This is a genomic window from Flavobacterium sp. JLP (assembly GCF_015350755.1).
In the GTDB taxonomy this organism is placed as follows: Bacteria; Bacteroidota; Bacteroidia; order Flavobacteriales; family Flavobacteriaceae; genus Flavobacterium.
Genome location: NZ_JADKPS010000001.1, coordinates 1 through 23,343, shown reverse-complemented (window position 1 = coordinate 23,343; position 23,343 = coordinate 1). Strand labels below are relative to the sequence as shown.

General features: G+C 31.8%; 19 protein-coding genes. 6 read left to right on the top strand and 13 right to left on the bottom strand.

Translation table 11 applies throughout. The features are described from left to right. Positions 1–79: 79 nt before the first annotated feature. The 7 genes from IRZ83_RS00095 to lon form a co-directional block, all read right to left on the bottom strand. Positions 80–958 (bottom strand): hypothetical protein, encoded by an 879-nt coding sequence (locus IRZ83_RS00095; protein WP_194565945.1) that lies wholly within the window; start codon positions 956–958, stop codon positions 80–82. Positions 959–1,313: 355 nt separating this feature from the next. Then, entirely contained in the window at positions 1,314–1,667 is a 354-nt protein-coding gene (locus IRZ83_RS00090; protein ID WP_194565944.1) for a hypothetical protein, read from the bottom strand. Between the two features lie 134 nt (positions 1,668–1,801). Next, entirely contained in the window at positions 1,802–3,178 is a 1,377-nt protein-coding gene (locus IRZ83_RS00085) for a nucleoside permease (protein ID WP_029270494.1), read from the bottom strand. Positions 3,179–3,246: 68 nt separating this feature from the next. Then, entirely contained in the window at positions 3,247–3,939 is a 693-nt protein-coding gene (cmk, locus tag IRZ83_RS00080; protein ID WP_194565943.1) for a (d)CMP kinase, read from the bottom strand. Positions 3,940–4,169: 230 nt separating this feature from the next. Beyond that, the gene (locus IRZ83_RS00075; protein WP_029270496.1) at positions 4,170–4,772 is read right to left on the bottom strand and encodes a murein L,D-transpeptidase catalytic domain-containing protein; all 603 of its coding nucleotides are present in this window, start codon (positions 4,770–4,772) and stop codon (positions 4,170–4,172) included. Positions 4,773–4,776: 4 nt separating this feature from the next. Further along, positions 4,777–5,796 carry a type IX secretion system protein PorQ gene (gene porQ, locus IRZ83_RS00070; protein ID WP_194565942.1) on the bottom strand — a complete coding sequence of 340 codons (1,020 nt, stop codon included), beginning with the start codon at positions 5,794–5,796 and terminating at the stop codon, positions 4,777–4,779. Between the two features lie 163 nt (positions 5,797–5,959). Beyond that, positions 5,960–8,413, bottom strand: a complete 2,454-nt coding sequence (gene lon, locus IRZ83_RS00065; RefSeq protein WP_194565941.1) for an endopeptidase La — start codon at positions 8,411–8,413, stop codon at positions 5,960–5,962. A 286-nt stretch (positions 8,414–8,699) separates the two neighbouring features. Between lon and IRZ83_RS00060 the strand changes: the two genes are divergently transcribed. From IRZ83_RS00060 to IRZ83_RS00045, 4 genes are read left to right on the top strand one after another with little or no spacing between them, the layout of a single operon-like run. Continuing rightward, positions 8,700–9,254 carry an RNA polymerase sigma factor gene (locus tag IRZ83_RS00060; RefSeq protein WP_194565940.1) on the top strand — a complete coding sequence of 185 codons (555 nt, stop codon included), beginning with the start codon at positions 8,700–8,702 and terminating at the stop codon, positions 9,252–9,254. Next, complete coding sequence (locus tag IRZ83_RS00055) at positions 9,251–9,787, top strand: anti-sigma factor (RefSeq protein WP_194565939.1); 537 nt, start codon at positions 9,251–9,253, stop codon at positions 9,785–9,787. The genes IRZ83_RS00060 and IRZ83_RS00055 overlap by 4 nt, the downstream gene beginning before the upstream one ends. Further along, on the top strand, positions 9,771–10,832 hold the full coding sequence (locus tag IRZ83_RS00050; RefSeq protein WP_194565937.1) for a hypothetical protein: 1,062 nt from the start codon (positions 9,771–9,773) through the stop codon (positions 10,830–10,832). Before IRZ83_RS00055 ends, IRZ83_RS00050 begins: the two co-directional genes overlap by 17 nt. Before the next feature lie 16 nt (positions 10,833–10,848). Then, complete coding sequence (locus tag IRZ83_RS00045) at positions 10,849–11,574, top strand: head GIN domain-containing protein (protein ID WP_194565935.1); 726 nt, start codon at positions 10,849–10,851, stop codon at positions 11,572–11,574. Positions 11,575–11,680: 106 nt separating this feature from the next. On the opposite strand, the gene IRZ83_RS00040 is transcribed toward IRZ83_RS00045, so the two are convergent. The 6 genes from IRZ83_RS00040 to IRZ83_RS00015 form a co-directional block, all read right to left on the bottom strand. Next, entirely contained in the window at positions 11,681–12,988 is a 1,308-nt protein-coding gene (locus IRZ83_RS00040; RefSeq protein WP_194565933.1) for an MFS transporter, read from the bottom strand. Between the two features lie 163 nt (positions 12,989–13,151). Continuing rightward, positions 13,152–13,961: a M48 family metallopeptidase gene (locus IRZ83_RS00035; protein WP_194565931.1), complete on the bottom strand. Its 810-nt coding sequence runs from the start codon at positions 13,959–13,961 to the stop codon at positions 13,152–13,154. Positions 13,962–14,049: 88 nt separating this feature from the next. Then, complete coding sequence (locus IRZ83_RS00030; RefSeq protein ID WP_194565929.1) at positions 14,050–16,449, bottom strand: glycoside hydrolase family 31 protein; 2,400 nt, start codon at positions 16,447–16,449, stop codon at positions 14,050–14,052. 202 nt (positions 16,450–16,651) lie between these two features. Next, positions 16,652–18,556, bottom strand: coding sequence for a 1,4-alpha-glucan branching protein GlgB (glgB, locus tag IRZ83_RS00025; RefSeq protein ID WP_194565927.1), 1,905 nt, complete (start codon positions 18,554–18,556; stop codon positions 16,652–16,654). A gap of 35 nt (positions 18,557–18,591) precedes the next feature. Beyond that, positions 18,592–19,872: a glucose-1-phosphate adenylyltransferase gene (locus IRZ83_RS00020; RefSeq protein ID WP_029270516.1), complete on the bottom strand. Its 1,281-nt coding sequence runs from the start codon at positions 19,870–19,872 to the stop codon at positions 18,592–18,594. Then, entirely contained in the window at positions 19,862–21,289 is a 1,428-nt protein-coding gene (locus IRZ83_RS00015) for a glycogen synthase (protein WP_194565925.1), read from the bottom strand. Before IRZ83_RS00015 ends, IRZ83_RS00020 begins: the two co-directional genes overlap by 11 nt. A 139-nt stretch (positions 21,290–21,428) precedes the next feature. Between IRZ83_RS00015 and IRZ83_RS00010 the strand changes: the two genes are divergently transcribed. Both IRZ83_RS00010 and IRZ83_RS00005 read left to right on the top strand, forming a co-directional pair. Then, complete coding sequence (locus IRZ83_RS00010; protein ID WP_194565923.1) at positions 21,429–22,295, top strand: alpha/beta hydrolase; 867 nt, start codon at positions 21,429–21,431, stop codon at positions 22,293–22,295. A gap of 47 nt (positions 22,296–22,342) precedes the next feature. Beyond that, complete coding sequence (locus IRZ83_RS00005) at positions 22,343–22,987, top strand: endonuclease III domain-containing protein (RefSeq protein ID WP_194565921.1); 645 nt, start codon at positions 22,343–22,345, stop codon at positions 22,985–22,987. Positions 22,988–23,343 lie beyond the last annotated feature (356 nt).

The following is a 23,343-nucleotide window of genomic DNA, read 5'->3' as shown; positions in this document are numbered from 1 at the left end:
CCTAAAGGAAACTCTTCTTTGCCAAAAGGTTTGCAAAATTACTACATTTATTTGTAATTACAAATAGATAGGTCACTTATTATTTATGCAATAATACTTTTGAAAATTCACTATTAATAGCGATGTATTCTACAATTTGATCATTATTGAATGAAACATTACCTTTATCATCTGTCTTTGATGTCTTGTTATCTATTGATAAATAGTTTTTTCCAGATTTAGATTTATAAAGAGTAAATATACTGTGACTATCTGTTTTGCTGTTAATGTCTTTATTTAAAAAATTAAAATTATCATGAGTACTTTGCGATATAGCTGCGATCATTTGCTCCTTGTTCTCTATATAGTTAAAAGCAGGAAGTACTATTTCTTCATACCATGAATTAGTAGATTCCGAAAAAGGTTTTTTGGCTTCTAAATAAGATAGAAAACCCGAAACCGCAATAACAATAATAAGTTCTATTAACCAGATAAACCAAAGAAATGCACCGCTGACTGTTGCTCCTCGGATACCCCATGTACCGGATTGGTTTACTTGACCGATATATTCAAAAACTAAATCAGGTTTAAGTATTAATGAAAAAACTTGCAAAAAATCAATATTACTTACTGTAATACCAATTTTATTTGAACCGTAGCTTTCTCCAGCATTAATAACCAAATCAATCCAAATGGCCCAGTGAATGTACAATGCTAAAAAAGCACCTGTCAATCCAATGATAAGCGCTAATAATGGATTTCTGACTTTTCCCTTTTGAATAACAAATTGAGCAATTACAAATCCAACGAAAAAGCCAAAACCTATTGTAATAAAAAAGTTTATATACACAAAAGGAATATACCATATAAAGTAAGCATATATTAATCCCAAAATTGGAAATGCGACAACAGTAACCAGTAAAAAATACAAGATAAAAATTGACGAAAATTTGCCTGATGGTTTGTAATATTTCTCCATAGCTATTTTAATTATTTAAAGTTTTTATTAATTTTTAAAGCTTCTTTGGAATAATATCAACTAATTCTATACTGTTAAAAATATTCTTACTAATTTATACAAGGTAAACAATAATGCCTATTTTTTCAAAATTAATCTAAATAACTGTCAGATCTTTATTAGGGAGCAGAACATTTCAGGTTTTTCAAAGGCCTAAATTCCCGCTATCCGTTTCAATCTTTTATGCCGAACACCGGCCATAAAAGGGTTTCCACTTCTATCGGGGCTAGATAAGAATGTATAGCGATTTTTAAAACTAACTAATCCAAATGTGCGACCATTCTTGTAAAAGTTTTAAACTTTACAAAGATGCATATTATCTACTCTTTTTCTTAATCCAAAAATACCCTCCCAGAATAGAAACTGGAGCAAATACAAAAATTGCCAGCAATTGCGTCCAAGAGCTACCATTTGATTTAAAAAGCGAAAAAGCCGCAAACCCAGCCATAATAGCAAAGAGAATATAATTCACTTTTAAGTTTTTAGTCTTTGCAATTAATTGCGTCATCATTCCACTGATGAAAGAGAAAAAAGTTCCGTAAACAAACGTCAAAACCATAAATAATTTCGAAGCACCTTCATGCGGGTTTACTTCAGAAAATCTAAACAAAAATATAGAACTGAAAACAAAAATGGCATAGCCAGCTATTACTCCTAAAATTTGTCTCATAATAACTTTAAAATTTTAATTTTGCAAAATCAAATTTAAACTTTTTACGTTAATTTAGAGTTTATCATACTCTTAAAAAAACCCGAGAGATTTAAAAATCTGTCGGGTTTGCTAATATAAAAGCTTGCTTGTAATTAATGACTCAAATTCTCCAACTCCTTCGGATCATGTTTATGTTTAAACAAAACAGCAAAAGCAATTGCAATAACCAAAGCATAAGCCGCAAATGACAACCAGATCGTATGCCAGTCTTTCATTAAAATTGGATTGCTAAATATTCCATCTGTAGAAATTGAATTTCCTTGACCTTTTACAAAATCCAACATTTTTGAGTTTGTAGTTTCGGTTTGTAAAAATCCAGCTAATTCAGTTGTATTATGAAATGATTTGGTAAAGAAACGGTCAATTGCCCAGCCAGAAGTTAAACTTCCTAAAACTGCTCCTACTCCATTTGTCATCATCATAAACAATCCTTGTGCAGAAGAACGTATTTTAGAATCTGTATTACTTTCTACAAATAATGAACCTGAAATATTAAAGAAATCAAATGCCATTCCGTACACAATACAAGATAAAATAATCATCCATAATCCGCCTACAGGATCTCCAAAAGCAAATAATCCGAAACGCAATACCCAAGCCAGCATACTAATCAACATAACTTGTTTGATTCCAAAACGTCTTAAGAAAAACGGAATTGCCAGAATAAATAAGGTTTCAGAAACCTGAGAAATCGACATAATAATAGTCGAATATTTAATTACGAAAGAATCAGCATATTTTGGAAAATGCTTGAATTCATCTAAGAAAACATCTCCGTAAGCATTTGTCAACTGTAATGCACCTCCTAAAAACATAGAGAATACAAAAAACAAAGCCATTTTATAGTTTCCAAAAAGTTTAAAAGCTTCTAAACCTAAAGTTTCTACCAATGAAGCATTTTCTTTAGTTAAACGCTGTGGTTCACATTTTGGTAATGTAAAAGCGTAAATTCCCAGAATCAAAGCACCAATTCCAGCAATATAAAACTGATATTCGGTTGCTTTGCTTCCGCTTAAGTTGGTAATCCACATTGCGGCAATAAAACCAATTGTTCCCCAAACTCGAATTGGCGGAAAATCTTTTACTATATTTTTATTATTTAATTTTAAAGAAGTATACGAAATAGAGTTGCTCAAAGCAATTGTCGGCATATAACAGCACATCGCAGCAAACATCACGTAAATAAAATTATCTGGTGTTGTTATTTGAGCGATTCCAAACAAAACAACTGCATACAATATATGTAGAAAACCGTATAACTTTTCGGCATTAACCCATCTGTCAGCGATAATACCTGTAAGAGTAGGCATAAATAAAGAAGCAATTCCCATGGTCCCAAACACTAAACCAAACTGAGTTCCTTCCCAATTTTTAGTTCCAAACCAATAATTTCCAATAGTAATAAGCCACGCTCCCCAAACAAAAAACTGAAGAAAACTCATTACAATTAACCTGTTTTTAATTCCCATATGATGAAATTGTCTTTAAGATAAAATGAAGCGGTAAAACTACCATTAAAAATGATATCTACAAAAAATTAAGCTGTTTTAACAACATCATTTACTAATTCTAAAACGGCAGTAAATTGTTCTTCCCTGGTTAAGTAAGAATTATCTATTTCAATTGCGTCATCGGCAATTATCAAAGGAGAATCTTCACGGTGCGTATCTATATGGTCACGATCAACCACATTCTTCAGAACTTCTTCGTATGATACATTATCACCTTTTTGCTGTAATTCGTCAAAACGACGCTGTGCACGAGTTTCAGCACTTGCCGTCATGAAAATTTTAAGTTCAGCATCTGGAAAAACTACAGTTCCTATATCTCTTCCATCCATCACAATACCTTTGTTTTTTCCCATTTCTTTTTGCTGTTCTACTAATTTAGAACGCACTTCAGAAACTTCGGCTACTTTGCTTACAAAATTTGAAACCTCAATAGTTCTAATTTGCTTTTCTATATTTTCACCATTTAAATACATTTCACCAAAACCTAAGTCAGCATTAAATTTAAATTCCAGCTGAATTTTAGGCAAAGCTTCAATTAAAGTTTTTTTATCAAAAAAGTCACCTCCGATAAGTTGATTTTTCATAGCGAAATAAGCCACAGCACGATACATAGCACCAGTATCAACATAAACATATTCTAACTCTTTTGCCAATTGTTTTGCCAAAGTGCTCTTTCCTGTTGATGAAAATCCGTCGATAGCAATGGTGATTTTTTCCAATTTTTTATTTTTTAAATTTTTGTGGGCTTAAAGTTTTAGGAAACTTTAATAATGCAAATATATTGCTTTTGCTTTTTATATGGAACAGTCTATCAGTAAGCAATAACAATATTATATGAAATACATTGCCTTATACGAAGTTATGAATTAAAATAATTTCAAAAAAAAACTATTGTTACTGATGAAAATTCCTCAATAACAATAGTTTTATATATTTCAATGAATATTTTCTAGTAATAAATATCTAGGACGATATTTGATTTTGAATTATCAATGTATTTTTCAATTCTTTTAAAGAATTGTTCGTTAACCATTGGACATCCATGACTATTACTTATATAATAATCTTGCTCTTCATAAGGCACAGCCGAGTAATAATGTAAAACAATCGCTCTTGATAAAGCATTATTGTTGGTTTCATCAAGACCTGTTAATCGATATGCTTTTCCGAAAATTCCTTTGTAGTTTTTTCCGATAACGTATCTGCCTAATGCTGTGCAGTTAGAGTTAGGCGTATTGCTAAATCTTAAACTTCCTTTTACTCCAGTTTCTGATCCAGATCCGTGAGCTACAAGACCTTGATCTAGAATTTTATTGTTTACTAAATCGTAAACAAAAAAACGGTTTTTGCCAGAAGGTATTCTCATGTCAACAAAGAAAGCAATCTTAGTATTGTATTTAGGATCAATACTAATCATATTTCTTATTTCACTTACCCTATTATTTATCCTTTCTATTTCTAAATTGGTAATGGTAGTTTCTTTTTTGTTGTAAAGTTTTGAACCCGTTAAAAACCCTACGGTAATAAACAAAAATAGATGGAATATTTTCATATAATTATTGAAAATTTAAAATTAGACCAAAAAGACTTGTATTAGCTGCCAATGTATATCTCGAATATGAATAATTAAATTTTAACCTATTCATTTTTAAACCGAATCCTAATGAAACTCCTGAAAAATTACGTTGATCTTCAACTCTTAATTCTTCTCCTCTTCTAAAATTATAACCTAAACGCAGATTAAATGCTTTTTTAGGAAATAATTCAACTCCAAAAACAACATGTCGTAAAGCGTTGTTTACGAACGAAATCTTTTCACTGCTTGTTGACCCATCAATATTAGTTTCTCCTCGAACGGGGTTCGAAAAAGAGATATTCCATTGTTGCAAATTTTCTAACGAAAGATGCCAACGAAGCGGAACATGCTCCAATTCTTGAGAAACTCCAGCAATGATTTCAAAGGGCAAATTCTCCTGTATTCCTGAATAAGTAGTAAACTGCGTACCAATGTTTCGAAATACTAGGGCCAAATTTACATAATTATTTGGAATTTCATACATAATTCCCACATCAATTGCACCGCCAATAGAATTATAAGTTTCTAAAGTAGAAGTTATTAGCTTTGTATTTACACCAATATGCAGGTCTGTAAAGGGAACATTGTAAGCGTAGCCCAGTGTCAGCGCGCCTTCACTACCTGAAAAATTTGTAGTCGCCTGCCCATTTTCATCATAACCTTCAAAGGATCCGTAATTTACATAACTGACTCCTGCGTAAAAAGTTTGTACGTGTCTGTCATAAGTATATGCATACGAAGCGGTTCCATAAGAAGCTTCTCCATAATAACTGCCATAGTTCATTGCAAGGTGATTATCCATATCCTCGTTTAAAACAGCTGGATTAAACATAACTTGATTGACATCATCATCATAAATGGTAATTGTTTTTCCTCCTAACGCTGCCTGCCTTGGCGAAGACGTTAAATTAAGGAATTGATAAGTGTAACGCCCTCCAACTTGTCCGAAAGAAACGGAGCAAACTAAGATAAAAAAAAGTAAAACAGATCGTTTTAACATGCTTTTGGGGCGATTCCTATATGGGAATAACGCAAATACAAATATAAAATTATATAACAGGAAAAATAAAATTAACTATTAAATAAATTCCAATAAAAAAAAATCCAAATTCCAATAGTAAAATTGGAATTTGGATTTTAAATATTATTTTTTTTATTGAAGTTTATTTCAATGTTTTTGCATTTTTTGCATTTTGATCCGTTAAGGCCAAAGCTAAAACTTCGCTCATTTCTTTTACATAATGAAAAGTAAGACCTTCCAGATATTCCGCTTTGATTTCATCAATATCACTTTTATTTTCGTGGCATAAAATGATTTCTTTAATCCCAGCTCTTTTTGCGGCTAGAATTTTTTCTTTAATACCTCCAACTGGCAAAACTTTTCCGCGAAGTGTAATTTCACCTGTCATCGCTAAACTTTTCTTTACTTTCTTTTGCGTCAGCAAGGAAACTAGAGAGGTCAGCATCGCAATACCTGCGCTTGGACCATCTTTTGGTGTTGCTCCTTCTGGAACGTGTAAGTGAATGTTATATTTTTGAAATAAAGCTACATCTAATCCTAACTTCTTTGCATTTGCTTTAATATATTCTAAAGCAATTGTGGCTGATTCTTTCATAACATTTCCAAGATTTCCTGTAATAGTCAGCGAACCTTTTCCTTCAGAAATTAATGATTCAATAAAAAGAATATCACCGCCAACGCTTGTCCAGGCAAGACCTGTAACAACTCCGGCAACATCATTGTTTTCGTATTTATCACGTTCTAATCTTGGCACACCTAAAACAGTTACAATGTCTTCATCTGTAACTTTTTTATTGTACTCCTCTTCCATCGCAACTGCTTTTGCTGCATTACGAATTACTTGAGCAATCTTAGTTTCTAGATTACGAACTCCAGATTCGCGAGTGTAGCCTTCTACAATTTTTTCTAATTGTTTTTTACCAATTGTCAAATCTTTATTAGTTAGACCGTGTGCTTCTAATTGTTTAGGGAATAAATGTCTTTTAGCGATTTCTACTTTTTCTTCAATCGTATAACCTGACATTTTGATCACTTCCATTCTGTCACGCAATGCTGGCTGAATTGCAGCCATATTATTAGAGGTAGCAATAAACATTACTTTTGATAAGTCATAACCCATTTCAAGGAAATTATCATAAAAGGCATTGTTTTGTTCCGGATCTAAAACTTCTAATAAAGCTGAAGAAGGATCGCCACTGTTTCCGCTTGATAATTTATCAATTTCATCTAAAATAAAAACTGGATTTGATGTTCCGGCTTTTTTCAAACTTTGTATAATACGGCCTGGCATTGCACCAATATAGGTTTTCCTGTGTCCGCGAATCTCAGCTTCGTCACGCAGACCGCCTAATGAAATACGTACATATTCACGGCCTAGAGCTTCAGCTACAGAACGCCCAATAGATGTTTTTCCAACTCCAGGAGGCCCTGTCAAACAAATAATTGGCGATTTCATGTCATTTCTCAGTTTTAAAACTGCTAAATGTTCAATCATTCTTTTTTTAACTTCTTCAAGTCCAAAATGATCCTTATCTAATATTTTTTGAGCAAATTTTAAATCAAATTTATCTTTAGAATATTCACCCCAAGGCAATTCTAAAAACAATTCTAAATAGTTGCGCTGAATTCCAAAATCAGGAGATTGGGGATTCATGCGACGCATTTTAGACAATTCCTTTTCGAAATGTTTCTGCGTTTTTTCATCCCATTTTTTGGTTTTCGCTTTCAGCCCCATTTCGTCCATTTCTTCTTCCTGCGAAACGCCTCCCAATTCTTCCTGAATTGTTTTCATTTGCTGGTGCAAGAAATATTCACGTTGCTGCTGATCTAAATCAAAACGAACTTTGGACTGAATGTCATTCTTCAATTCTAATTTTTGAAGCTCTACATTCATATAACGCAAAGTCTCTAAAGCGCGTTCTTTTAATCCATTTATCGAAAGAAGACCTTGTTTTTCTTTTACGGATAAATTCATATTAGAAGAAACAAAATTGATTAAAAACGACTGGCTTTCAATGTTTTTAATAGCAAAAGTAGCTTCTGAAGGAATATTTGGACTTTCTTTGATAATTTGAATCGCTAATTCTTTAACAGAATCTAAAATAGCGGTAAACTCAGTATCATTTTCATCAGGACGTTCTTCTGAAACCTCTTTGATAGTAGCTGTCATGTAAGGTTCTTCTGAAACAACTTCATCAATTTCAAAACGTTTTTTTCCTTGTAAAATAACCGTAACATTTCCGTCAGGCATTTTTAAAACGCGCAGAATTCTTGCTACAGTTCCTATCTTATGAATATCCTCTTTTGATGGATCTTCGTCTTCTTCATTAATTTGAGAAACTACGCCAATAATTTTTCCTGCTGCATTGGCATCGTTTATAAGCTTTATAGATTTATCTCTTCCTGCAGAAATTGGAATAACAACTCCTGGAAATAAAACAGTATTACGTAAAGGCAAAATTGGCAACGAAAGAGGCAGCTCTTCGTTATTCATTTCTTCTTCGTCTTCTGGAGTTAATAATGGAATTAATTCTGCTTCTGAATCAAATTCTTGAAGTGACAGATTGTCAATGGTAAGTATTTTATGGTTTGACATAATAATATATAAGTCGTTTTGTCATTAAAAGTTTTATTCTAACTATAAAAATAACATTAGATAAGGCAGTTTTAAGTAAAACTTTGCTAAGCGTTTCATTTACAAGATAGGCGATAAAAATAGACAATCATTATGCCAAAAGCAAAAAAATAGACTTTGGAAATTCAAATTAGAGATCAATTAATACTGAGAAACGCACTATTTTAAAAAAAATTACAATTAATTTTATCAAAAGTGTAACATATCAAAAAAAGTAAAGTCCTTATAAAAAACTAGCAACCATTACTTGAGCATAACCAATCAAAATATCGAAGAATTAATCGCGCTTTGTAGAGAAAACAATCAAAAGGCACAATTCGAAATTTACAATCGTTACAGTAAAGCCATGTACAATGTGGCGTATCGTATTGTAAAAGACGAACATTTTGCACAAGACGTCATGCAAGAAGGTTTTTTGAAAGCGTTTACAAAAATAAACGACTACAAACAAGAAGTCGCTTTTGGGGCGTGGCTAAAGAAAATCGTTGTCAATTACAGCATTGATTTCTATAAGAAGAACAACACTTTCCAGTTCGAAGATTTGAGTAAAACGCTTTATAAAATCGAAGAAAATGACAGCTTTTTTTCTGAAAAGATTGATTTGGATTCACTTAAAGTAAAAGAGGTTCTAAATGCTATTTTGGATTTAAAAGATAATTATCGAATGGTATTGACGCTCTTTTTTATTGAAGGTTATGACCAAGAAGAAATTTGCGAAGTTTTGAATATTAGCTATGCGAACTGCAGAACTACGTTAAGCAGAGCTAAAGAAAGTTTACGAAAAAAATTAGAGGAAATATGAAAAAGGAAAATGACGATTTAGAGCAATTATTCAGCAAGTTTGAGAATCAATGGGATGTTCATGAAATGAATTCTGATCATCAAATAGATTTCTTAAATAAATTAAACACAAAAAAGCCAAAGAAAAAAAATTACTGGTTCGTGACTGCTATTGCAGCTTCGATAGTTTTAATGCTGGGAATATCTGTTTTTTACAAAAATGAAAAACCTAAAGAATTCAAATTTGCATCTAAGGAAACACAGCGAACTGATTCTATTTTCTCAATATTAATTGATAATGAACTCGTAAAACTGAAACAAAAAAGTTCACCTGAAAACGAACAAATTATCAATGACGCATTGAAGCAAATGAAAGTTTTTGATGCGGATTATCAAAAAATTATTAATGAATTGCAAAAGAATGGCGAAAACAAGCAAATAATTTATGCCATGATCAGCAATCTGCAAACTCGAATTTCATTTTTGCAGACCGTTTTACAGCGAATTGAAGAAAACGAAAATCTAAAAAACACCACTGATGAAAAAACATTATAAAATTCTTATTCTATTTATTTTGATTCCTTTTTTAGGATTCTCAAATGACGATACTTTTATTTCAAAACAAAAAAATATTAAAAAAACGTTTATCGTAAACTCGAATGCAGGAATTGATATTGACAATAAATATGGCAACATTTCAATATCTACATGGGATGAAGACAAAATTGACCTTGACATCACGATTAAAGTAACAGGAGGAAATGAGACTTGGGTTAATGAAAAATTAAATAGTATTGATGTTGATATTACAGCACTGAAATCAATGGTTACAGCAATTACCAAACTTGGAAATTCTTCTTTAAAAAGCAAAGGGAGCAGCAATAGTTTTGAAATTAATTATGTGATAAAGATTCCAAAAAACGGAACTGTGAAATTGCTGAATAAATACGGAAATATTAACGCTATTTCTTTAGAAGGTTCTACAGATATTACGTGCAAATATGGGAAGGTTGTACTCGGAAAATTAAATAATACAGCTAATAGAATTCAGATTGAATATTGCCAAAATTCGACTATTGATTATATTAAAAACGGAACAATCGAAGCGAAATATTCTGGTTTAAAAATAAACGACTCGGGCAATTTAAATCTTGATACAAGCTATAGTGATTTAGTTCTTTCTGATGGTCAAAACATTAAGTATGACTGTAATTACGGAAATTTAAAATTTCAGAAAATAAATTCATTCTCAGGATCAGGAAATTATCTTACGATCTCTATTGCCGAAATTTCTAATAGTGTAAATGTAGAAACGAATTACAGCAAACTAAATATTTCTACCATAACCAGCAAAGCGAATAATGTAAATATAAACTCAGGTTATTCTGACGTTTCGCTGGGTTATGACATAAATTATGCTTTTGATTTTGATATTAATACTAAATACGGAAATATTAAAAGCGACAACACTTTGGATATTTCAGTAAACGAAAGCAAAAATACAAGCAAAAGAATAAGCGGATTCAATAAGAAAAAAGGACAGAATAAAGTAGTAATAACTTCTAACTACGGAAACGTAGCATTAATCAAAAGACAATAATCAAAATATTAAACCAATGAAAAAATTTATTCAATTAACAGTTTGTGGTGCATTTTTAATAAGTTTTATGACGAATGCGCAATCAAATAAAATTACCGGGAATGGTAAAGTAACAACAGACACAAGAACGACTTCAGAATATGACGCAATAAAAATTTCTGGTTCTTTTGATGTCGACTTAGTTGCAGGAAAAGAGGGCAAAATTATATTGAAAGGAGAAGAAAATATTCTAGATGCAATTATTGTTGAAGTAGAAGAAAATACTTTGAAAATTTATGTAAAGAAAAATACTAACATTCGTTCAAGTATTGGCAAAAAAGTTCAAGTTACAGTTCCGTTCGATAAAATTTCTGAATTAAGTTTGGCTGGATCAGGAGATATTCAATCGAAAAGCACAATCAAAAATGATAAATTCCTGGCTAAACTTTCTGGTTCTGGAAACTTTGATTTAGCAATAGATTCAAGCTCTTTAGAACTTAATTTAAGTGGATCTGGAAATGTTCATTTAAAAGGAAATGCTTCTAATTTCACAACAAAACTTTCTGGATCTGGTGATATTGATGCTTCTGATTTAAAATCTAAAAATGTAGATGTAAATGTTTCAGGTTCTGGAAATAGCAAAGTAAATTGCAACGAAAGCTTAACTGCAAGAGTTTCTGGTTCGGGAGATATTAAATATACGGGGAATCCAGAAAAAAGAGATGTAAAAGTTTCTGGTTCAGGAAATATTTCAAAAGCATAAATTAAAAAGCTCAATAATAAAAAATTTCAAAAATCATCTAATCAAAAAAAGAACAGAATCTTCGTCTTTATTATTGAGCTTTCTAAATAAAAACTAGTGGGGTGTCTTATTCATTTAAGACACCTTTTTTTGGTACTCTTCTTAACAATAAAACTCCAATGGCAAAAAATAATGCTAAAATTACGATTGCAAATCTTGGACTTCCTGTAATCTGATCAATTATTCCGTAAATGCACATTCCAATTACAATTCCGATTTTCTCGGCCACATCATAAAAACTAAAAAATGAGGCAGTATCTTCAGATTCAGGCAATAATTTAGAATAGGTTGAGCGTGATAATGCCTGAATTCCACCCATAACAAAACCAATTAAAGTTGCCATAACGTAAAAATGAATTGGCAATGTTATAAAATAAGCCAAAATACATAATACAACCCAAATACAATTTATAACAATCAAAGTTGGAATATTTCCAAATTTAGCTGATGCTCTTGATGTTAAAAATGCTCCAATTATCGCGACCAGCTGAATTACTAATATGCAGATAATTAGTCCTACTGTGCTTTCGCTTTCCGAAGACCATTTAATTTCTTGTGCTCCAAAGTAAGTCGCAACAATCATAACGGTTTGAACAGCCATGCTGTAAACAAAAAAACTTCCTAAATATCGTTTTAAAGAAATATTTTCTCCTAGTAATTTCCAAACTTTTTTCAATTCCTTAAAACCATTAAAAATTACATCTTTAGTAACTTTCTGATTCTCTTTACTATTTCCTTTTGGCAAATAATAATAGGTATATTGACTGAAAAGAATCCACCAAATGCCAACCATCAAGAATGAGCAGCGCATTGCTACCATTGCATCTGCAACATTTTCGGCTCCCATAATCATAGTTAAATTTACCACCAATAAAACAACACTGCCTATATAACCTAAAGAATATCCTTTGGCACTTAATTTATCCTGTTGTTCAGGAAAAGCAATATCTGGCAAATAAGAGTTGTAAAAAACCAAACTTCCCCAGAAGCCTATTAATCCTAAAAAATAAAAAAGTATTCCTACATAAATATCTTCAAGCTTAAACCAATACAATCCTATACATGACAAGGCGCCCATGTAGCAAAAAAATTTCATAAATATTTTTTTATTACCAACATAATCAGCAATACCTGATAAAAATGGTGAAATAAAAGCAACTGCTAAAAACGCTGCAGCGGTAACAAAACTTATTAAAGCAGAATTTTTAAGATTCATACCAAAGACATCGATATAATGATCTCTATTTAAAAATAACTTTTCATAAAAAATAGGAAAAACTGCCGATGAAATAACTAATGGATAAACAGAATTAGCCCAATCGTAAAAAGCCCATGCATTTAATAATTTTTTATCTCCTTTAGGTAGGTTTCTCATAAAAATGATTTAGTTAATTGGTTACGAATTTATCCATTTTTTATCATAATCAAAGTGATTTTTTCTAAATCTATATTATTAAATTATAAACTTTTTAGAATCTGAATTCGCATAAAAAAAGCTACTCTTAAAGAATAGCTTTTATATTTTTTTTGAGATATTATTATCTGATTACACCTACTTTAAGTGCTGTAGCTTTTGCTTCAGGAATTAATTTTTTCAAATTTGCAATTCTTGTCGCATCTGATGGATGGGTGCTCATAAATTCTGGCGTTCCACCTCCTGCATTGGCAGACATTCTTGTCCAAAATGTAATAGAGTCATCTGGATTATATCCAGCAATTGCCATTAATGTTAATCCTATTTTATCTGCTTCACTTTCGTTGCTTCTGCTAAATGGAAGCATCACTCCCACTTCAGAACCTAATCCGTAAGCTTGCGAAAATATTTGTCTTGTTGATTCAGATTTAGAACTTGTTGCTGCATCTAATGCTGCACCTCCAATTTGCTGTAACTGTGCTGCACTCATTCTCTGTGCACCATGATTGGCCAAAGCGTGAGACACTTCATGTCCTAAAACTGTGGCTAAGCCAGCATCATCTTTTGTAATTGGTAAAATTCCTGAATACACCACAATTTTTCCTCCTGGCATACACCATGCATTAACTTCTTTATTTTCGACTAATTTGTATTCCCAGCGGTAATCTTGTAAATATTGTGTCTGTCCTAAATAAGTTAAATATTTTTCGGCGGCAGCTTTAATTCTTGAACCAACAGTTTCAACTCTTCTTGCATCTGCAGTTCCTGTGATAACTTTGTTTTCAGCAATAAATTTATTGTATTCCTGAAAAGCAGTTGGAAATAATTCGCTGTTTGAAACAAAATTTAAGTTCTGTTTTCCTGTAATCGGATTAGTTGCGCAGGCACTACACAAGAGCACTGTTGAAGCCGCTATAAGTAAATAATTTTTCATGTTTTTAAATTTTAATTTAAAGTAAAAATACAAAAATCATAATTTCGAAATCTTACATAATTAACATAAAAACTATCATAATTTTTACTTATTCTCCAATTATATGAAGTTCATTGAATTCTTTGTCAACAATTAAGAAATGGTCTGTATCAAAGCTAACTTGATCAAATGCTACTTTTTCATTATCAATTTCAATTTCAGTTACTCTAAAAGGCAATCCAATTAAATTGATTTTATATTTACTGTATGGTGTATCGTACTTTCCTTCTTTATGAAGCTGCACAATTAATTCTTTTTCTTTCCCGATGGTTCTAAAAGATAAAAAGCTATAACGTCCTTTTTTATAATCATAACCATCTTGTGCGTCTTCATAAACAACAGATTTTTCTTTACCCTGTTTAAAGTATAAATCAAGTGTCAATTCATCAAACTCAAGTTCCCCAACATATTGCTGCACCGGATATTTTGGAATTATTGCACCTGCTTTTACAAAAACCGGGATTTCATCAAATTTAGTATCAACCCAAACTTCTCTTCCGCCGGTAGTAAACTCATTTGTCCAGTAATTATACCATTCTCCTCTAGGTATATACATACGTCTGCCTACAGCATTAGGTTCAAGAATTGGGCAAACTAAAATTTGATTTCCAAAGATGAATTCATCATTTCGGTAATGAGTTTGAGTATCATCTTGATCGTAATATACTAAAGGTTTTAACATCGGAATTCCTTCTTCAATATATTGCCAAAACATGGTATATAAATAAGGAAGCAATTGATAACGAAGACTTACAAATTTTCGAGTAATATTGATTACTTCTTCATCAAAAGCCCAGGGTTCCTGATTGCCATGATCTCCAGATGAGTGGGTTCTGCAGAAAGGATGAAAAACACCAAGCTGAATCCAACGCGCATATAATTCTCCCGTTGGCTGTTCCGCAAAACCTCCAATATCAGAACCTGTAAAACCCATTCCCGAAATACACATTCTCTGAACTTGGATATTAGCAATCCATAAATGTTCCCAAGTTGCAACGTTATCTCCTGTCCATGAAGACGTATAACGTTGTGCACCAGAATAAGCAGATCTTGTTATTACGAAAGGACGTTTAGGATAAGCAAAACGTTTTACACCATGATAAGTTGCTCTGGCCATTTGTGTGCCATAAATATTATGTGCTTTTCTATGACTGCAAGGATTTCCGTCATAAGAATGACGAACATCCATCGGGAAAGTTTTATTAGGAACCTCCATTACAGCTGGTTCATTCATATCATTCCATACCCCTTTTACGCCAATGTCTGAAATTAATTCTTTAAATAATCCAGCCCACCATTCTCTAACTACCGGATTTGTATAATCTGGAAAATTACATTCTCCCGGCCAAACTTTTCCTTTCATATAAGGACCATCGGCTCTTTTGCAGAAATAATCTTTTTCTAAAGCTTCCTGATAAACCCAATAATCTTTATCAATTTTAATTCCAGGATCGATGATTACAACCGTTTTAAAACCATCTTCAGCCAATTCTGCCACCATTCTTTTTGGATCTGGAAAATATTCTTTACTCCATGTAAAACATCTAAAACCTTCCATATAATCAATATCCAAATAAATGGCATCGCACGGAATTTTTAATTCTCTAAACTTTGATGTGATTTCTTTTACCTTACTTTCAGGATAATAGCTCCACTTACATTGATGATATCCTAAAACCCATAATGGCGGCAATTCAGGCTTACCTGTAAGATCAGTATAAGTAGTTACTACATCTTCCATTTGTGGGCCGTAAATAAAATAATAGTTCATTTCACCGCCTTCTGCCCAAAAACTGGAAACATTTCTTCTTTCCTGACAAAAATCAAAGAAAGTTCTGAAGGTATTATCAAAAAAAATGCCGTAAGATTGTTTATTATGTAAGCCAATATAAAATGGAACTACTTTATACAAAGGCTCTTGATCTTTTTGGTACGCATATTGATCTGTAGCAAAATTTTCGAGTCTTTTGCCTTTTAAATTCATTTGAGTGGCTTTGTCGCCAAGACCGTAAAAACATTCTCCATCTTTAGAAGATTTGCTCATTTTTACGATATTACCACCATATTCGTAACTTTCTTCCCAATGAAAACCAAGTTCATCTTCGAGAATTAAAAAATCGCTTAAATCGTAAATAGACAAACGAAGATCTGCTTTTTGAATTTTGCATTTTACCTTGCTGGTTCTAATTTGAAAATAAGTCTCTTCTTCTGTAAGTTCTAAAAAATTATAACCGTGAAGCTGTGTTTTATCTATTGCATACGAAAAATCATTGCTGAAATAACCTTTTGTAGTAAAGCGAAATCGGATTAAACTGTCTCTAAGAATAGTGACTTTTAAGATTACTTTATTATCTGTATGAAAAAAAATGGAATCGCCTTCATGCTCATGCGAAACGATTTTTGATGGATATAAATCGCCTTTATATTCTAATGATGTATTTGTAATCATATCGCTAATGAATTAATTATATAACGCTAATCTCTATTTCAAACATACAAAAAAAGTTAGTAAACGACTATGAATAAAAGGTTTATTAACGAAAACGTTTTTTATGAATGACTGCTAAATTAGCCATCTAAAAAACGACAATTCGATAATTTAAGCACGCAAAACTGATAAAACAGAATTAAGAAAAATAATTATTGAGACTTTATGCGAAAGAATAAACAGTCACACTTAGCGGAGGCAAGATTAATTCGACAGAATAATCTCTTCCATCGTAAGGCGAAGATTCAATATTAATTGTTTTAGCATTACAAACACCGCTTCCTCCGTAAATAAAAGCATCACTATTAAAAATCTCTTCTAATTGACCTTTTTGTGAAATTCCGATTCTGTAATTTTCTCTAACTACTTGTGTAAAATTGCAAACTATAACTACATTTTGATCAGGATTATTTCCTTTTCGAATATAAGATAAAACAGCATTTTGATGATCTGAATAATTAATCCATTCAAAACCTTCGCCAGTAAACTGTTTTTGATATAAAGCTGGACATGATTTATACAATTGATTTAAATCTGTAACTAACTTTTTTATTCCAGAATGATAATCATATTGAAGCAAATGCCAATCTAAGCTTTTCTCAAAATTCCATTCGTCGCTTTGGCCAAATTCAGATCCCATGAATAATAATTTGGTTCCTGGGTGCGTAAACATATATCCATACAGCAATCTCAAGTTTGCAAACTTTTGCCATTCATCGCCAGGCATTTTATTAGCAATAGATTTTTTTCCATAAACGACTTCATCGTGAGAAAATGGAAGCATAAAATTTTCAGTAAACGCATAAGTCATTGAAAAAGTTAGATCGTTTTGATGGTATTTTCGGTAGACTGTTTCTTTTTGAAAATATTTTAAAGTATCATGCATCCAGCCCATCATCCATTTCATTCCAAATCCCAAACCTCCAGTAAACGTTGGTCTGGAAACCATCGGAAAAGAAGTGCTTTCCTCAGCAATAGTCTGAACTCCCTCAAAATTAGCATAAATAACTTCATTGAATTCTTTAAGAAAACTTATAGTATCAAGGTTTTCTCTTCCGCCATAAATATTTGGTTCCCACTCACCTTCTTCTCGAGAATAATCAAGATATAACATCGAAGCAACTGCATCAACTCTCAATCCATCGACGTGATAAAGCTGCAGCCAAAAAACCGCATTGCTAATAAGAAAGGCACGAACTTCATTACGCCCATAATTAAAAACTAAACTTTTCCAATCCGGATGATACCCTTTTCTGCGGTCGGGATGTTCGTATAAATGTGAGCCGTCAAAGAACCCTAAACCGTGCGCATCATCAGGAAAATGTGATGGAACCCAGTCTAAAATTACACCAATACCAGCCTCATGCAATTTATCGACTAAAACCATAAAATCCTGCGGTTTGCCAAAACGAGAAGTTGGAGCAAAATATCCTGTCAATTGATAACCCCAAGAAGGATCATAAGGATATTCCATTATAGGCATAAACTCCACATGCGTAAAACCCATTTCTTTTACATATGCAACTAAATCATCTGCTAATTCTAAATACGTCAAAAAACGATTATGATCAGCTCGTTTCCAAGATCCTAAATGCACTTCATAAACCGAATATGGTTTGTCTAATGCATTATTTTGTTGGCGAGTATTCATCCATTTTTCGTCTTTCCAATTGTAATCCAAATCCCAAACAACTGAAGCGGTGTGAGGTGGTTTTTCACAATAAAGAGAAAAAGGATCTGCTTTTTCAGTTACAATTCCATCAATATTCGACTGGATTTTATATTTATAGAGTGTTCCCTTTGCAATCTCAGGTATAAATCCTTCCCAAATGCCAGAAGAATCCCAACGAACCTGTAAAAGATGTTCGCCTTGTGTCCAATAATTAAAGTCGCCCACAACAGAGACAGAGTGTGCAGTTGGAGCCCAAACTGCAAAATAAACACCTTTTACTCCATTAACTTCAACTAAATGCGCTCCTAATTTTTCGTATAATTTGAAGTGTTTTCCTGCTTTGAATAAATCAATATCAAAATCAGTAAATAGAGAATGCGTGATTACTTTAGACATATATAGTTTTTAAGGCAATAATTAATTTTAAGTATTTATTCAATTCTAAAATTATCAGAAAGAACAGCTCCTTTTTTTATAACAATAATTCCGTCTTTAATACTGTATAAATCGTTTGTAAAATTATCTAAATGTTTGCCTCCATTAATATGTACATTATTTCCTATACGTACATTTTTATCCACAAGCGCATTTTTTATAAAACAATTTTCACCTATTCCAACATGAATTTTATTGATCGTGCTTTCATGATTCATTTCGTCAAGATCCTGATAGAAATCATTTCCCATTACATAGCAATTTTCAAGCACCGTTCCCACACCAATTCTAGAGCGAATACCAATTACTGAGCTTTTAATTTCTTTTGCATTAATAATACATCCTTCAGAAATTAAAGACTGATTTATAATTGAGTTTCTAAATTTTGACGGTGGCAATAATCTCGGTCTGGTAAAAATTTTATTCTCATTATCGAATAAATTAAACTCCGGAATATCTGCCGTTAAACCAATATTGGCTTCAAAAAATGATTCTATATTTCCAATATCTGTCCAATATCCTTCATATTGATAACTTAGTATTTTATGTTTTCCAACTGCTTCGGGAATAATTTCTTTTCCAAAATCTTTAGTTTCAGGATTGCACATTAATTCTTCCAGTAATGGCTTATTAAAAATATAAATCCCCATTGATGCAAGATATTTTTTACCTTTTTCCTGCATTTGCTCACTTACTTCAGATTCCCATTCTGGCAATAATGAAGGATGTGGTTTTTCAATGAAGGCCTGAATCCTATTTTCATGATCCGTTTTAAGAATTCCAAATTCTGGTGCATCTTTAGCATTAACAGGTAAGGTTGCAATAGAAATTTCTGCGTCTGCGGCAATATGTGCTTCTAACATTTCGTTAAAATCCATTTGATACAATTGATCACCAGAAAGAATTAAAGCATGGTCAAAATCGTGTTTCAAAAAATGCGACATACATTGTCTAACGGCATCGGCAGTTCCCTGAAACCAGGTTGGGTTATCTGGAGTTTGCTCAGCAGCTAGAATATCAACAAATGACTGACTGAAAATGCTAAAATTAAAAGTGTTTTTGATATGTGCATTTAATGATGCAGAGTTAAACTGTGTCAAAACAAATATTTTAAATATATCAGAATTGATACAATTTGAAATAGGAATATCAACCAATCTGTATTTTCCACCAATCGGAACTGCCGGCTTTGATCTTGTTTCTGTTAAAGGGAACAAACGCGAACCCTGGCCTCCTCCTAAAATAATAGCAACTACATTTTTCTTTTTAAACTTCATTTTTCTCAATTATTAAGTTGTATATCTCGATATATTCTTGGCAAACACTTTCCCAGGAATGGTCAGTTTCCATTCCTATTTTTCTAATTTTATTAAAATTTGCTCTGTCAGCGTACAATTTTACAGCACGATTTATAGAATAGCAAATATCTCCAACTGAAGCCTGATCATGGCAAATTCCGTTTCCATCATCACCAAAATCAATTACCGTATCTCGCAAACCTCCTGTTCTTCTAACAATCGGAATTGTACCATATCGCAAAGCATACATTTGGTTTAATCCGCAAGGTTCTACTCTAGATGGCATTAAAATATAATCTGATCCAGCATATATTAAATGCGCTAATTCTTCATTATAACCAATAAAAACATTGTAATTTCCTTTATAATCATTTCGTAATTGCACTAACTGCTCTTCGATAATTAAACTTCCTGATCCTAAAATTAAGATATTTATATTCTCGAAATTCTCAGAAAGTGCTAAAGCAGAGGCTTGTGGCAGTAAATCGCCTCCTTTCTCCTCAAATAATCTTCCTATAAAACTAAAAAGCGGTTTTGTCGGATCTAATTCAAATTGTTCGCATAATTTTTCCTTATTTTTCTGTTTTCCTATTTCAAAAGTTTCAATTGAATAATTAGCCTCTATCATTTGATCTCTTAGCGGATCCCAAACTTCAATATCAATTCCATTTAAAATTCCCTTTGATTTACTTTTAACTGAATTGAACAACGACTCCAATCCATTTGCTGCATGATTAATTTCATTTAAATAACTAGGAGAAACGGTTGTAACTGCATGTGCGCACTTAACACCAACTGCTAATGAATTCAAAGAATTATTCCACTCCAAAAATCCAACATGAATTAAATTGAACTCAGGCAAATAATGCAATTTGTCAAAGCCAAACCAGCCTTGGTACAAACCATTATGAATTGTTATTACAGTTCTAACACTTTGCAGAAGTTCATATTTATACGCATATTTAACCAAAAACGGAATCAATCCGGTATGATGGTCATGACAATTAATAACATCCGGAATTGTTTTTCTTGCTAAAATCCAATCTAATACAGCAATTTGAAAAGATAAAAATCTTTCGATATCATCTTCATATCCATAAATATTTGGACGATTAAACAATTCATCAATTTCTACCAGATATAATTCATAACCGAGTTTATTTGTTGTCTCCCTTAAAATACTAAACGGAAAATCAAAATTTCCAAGCTTAACACTTCCCCAATGAACACATTCAAAATCATTTTGTTTTCTAAATTTTGTATCATAACAAGGAACTACAACTCTAACTTTATGCCCTGCATTTGTCTGATACTTAGGCAATGCGCCAACTACATCAGCTAAACCTCCAACCTTTGCCATTGGGTAACATTCTGCACTGATATGAAATATTTCCATTTTAGAACTTTATAAACCTATTAATATCTTAATTTGAAAAGTATTTTTGAAACAAACCTGTATTTATTGTACTACTTTTATGTTTCCTAAATTTAGGAAAAAATAAGCAAACTAAAGACTCCAAAAAAAAATTATTGATATGACAAAAAAGACTACTAATCCTACGCAATCTTTAAAAATTCCACAGTTTATCATATTATCAAGTAGAATATGCACTTTTATTTCAACTAAGCTAGGAACAAAATATGCAGGAAGACTTTTTACAACACCAATAAAACATAAGGTTCCAAAAAGAGAGCTAGACATGGACCATAAGAGCATTCAAAAAACGGTTTATGTACCTAGTATTAACAAAAGCATTATTACTTATGAATATGGAAAAAGTGAACGAAAGATTTTATTAGTTCATGGATGGTCAGGCAGAGGCACACAGCTCTTTAAAATAGCCGATGAGCTTTTAAAAATTGGATATTCTACAATTAGTTTTGATGCTCCTGCACATGGTAAATCTAAAGGAAAAACCACAATAATGTCTGAATTTATTGCTTCCATATTAGAAATTGAAAAACAGTTTGGTGCTTTTGAAATTGCAATTGGACATTCATTAGGAGGAATGTCTGTTTTGAATGCAATAAAAGATGGCTTTCAGGTAAAGAAAGCTGTAATCATTGGAAGTGGTGATATTGTGCAGGATATTTTGGAGGAGTTTATTGCAAAATTAGGTCTAAAGAAAAAAATGAGTGAACATCTTCGAGATCTTTTTGAAGATAAATATAAAGTTAAAATGGATGACTTTTCGGCATATAAAGCGGCACAAAAAATAAAAATTCCAGTTTTAGTAATTCATGATAACGATGATCCAGAAGTTCCAGTAAAAGCAGGAATTCATATTTATCAACATTTAATGGAAGGAACCTTATTTTTGACAGATGGTTTAGGACATAGAAAAATATTAGGAAATCAAAATGTTATAAAAAAAATACTAGATTTCATTAAAATCACTTAATTTTATAAGAGTTGCAAATATTTATTTCATTTAAAAAGAAAATTAAAATGGATTTATTTGGAGAAAAATTGAATTGGGAAACAAAATTAAAACCAATTTTAAAAAAATATAAAGGAAAAAAACATCCTTTAGAATATGAAAACACCTATCAGTTAATGATTATGGTGATTTTGTCAGCGCAAGATTCAGATGCAAATATTAATAAAATTGCTCCAGCTTTATTTGAAAAGTATTCTACATTAAAAAGTTTATCCAAAGCAGATTCTGACACACTCATACCTTATATTAGCAAAGTTCGAAATTATCCAACAAAGGCAAAATGGCTTTTAGAAATTGCTCAAACTATTAAAAATGACGAAGATATTCCTTTAACCATGGATGGATTGACAGCCTTAAAAGGTATTGGAAGAAAATCTGCAAATGTAATTTTAAGAGAAACTAACAAACCTGCTGAAGGTATTATAGCTGATTTACATGTTATTAGAGTAGCTCCGCGAATAGGAATAATAAAAGAAAGTAAAGACGGAAATAAAGTCGAAAAAGATTTAATGCAAGCATTACCTAAAAATATCTGGTCGGAAATTGGAATGGCAATTTCATTTTTAGGAAGAGAAACCTGCAGACCTATTCCAAAATGTGAAGAATGTTTATTGACAGATATTTGCCACTATTATTTAACCCAAGTCATTTAAAACTGCTACTTGCGCCGAGTATCCATTAAGTATACAATCTTCCATAATTTTCTTTTCTTTAATAAAGTAAAAGTGTTTAGACCCTAATGACATAATTGTAATTCAAATAAAATTTATAAGGAGTCTAAACATCCTCCAGTGTGCCATCATATTTGAATATTGTAGCTTAAAATCTTGTCTTAAAATTCATATTTGAAGGAAGTAAAAGCAAAAATTACAAATTGTCACTTAATAAACAAGTAGTATAAAAAGATAAATGAACTTCTATAATTCGTAGTAGAATCTATAGAGCATTATTTTTAGAAAAGGGTGCAAAACAAAAAAAACCTGTCCGGACTGGACAGGGTTTTAAAAAG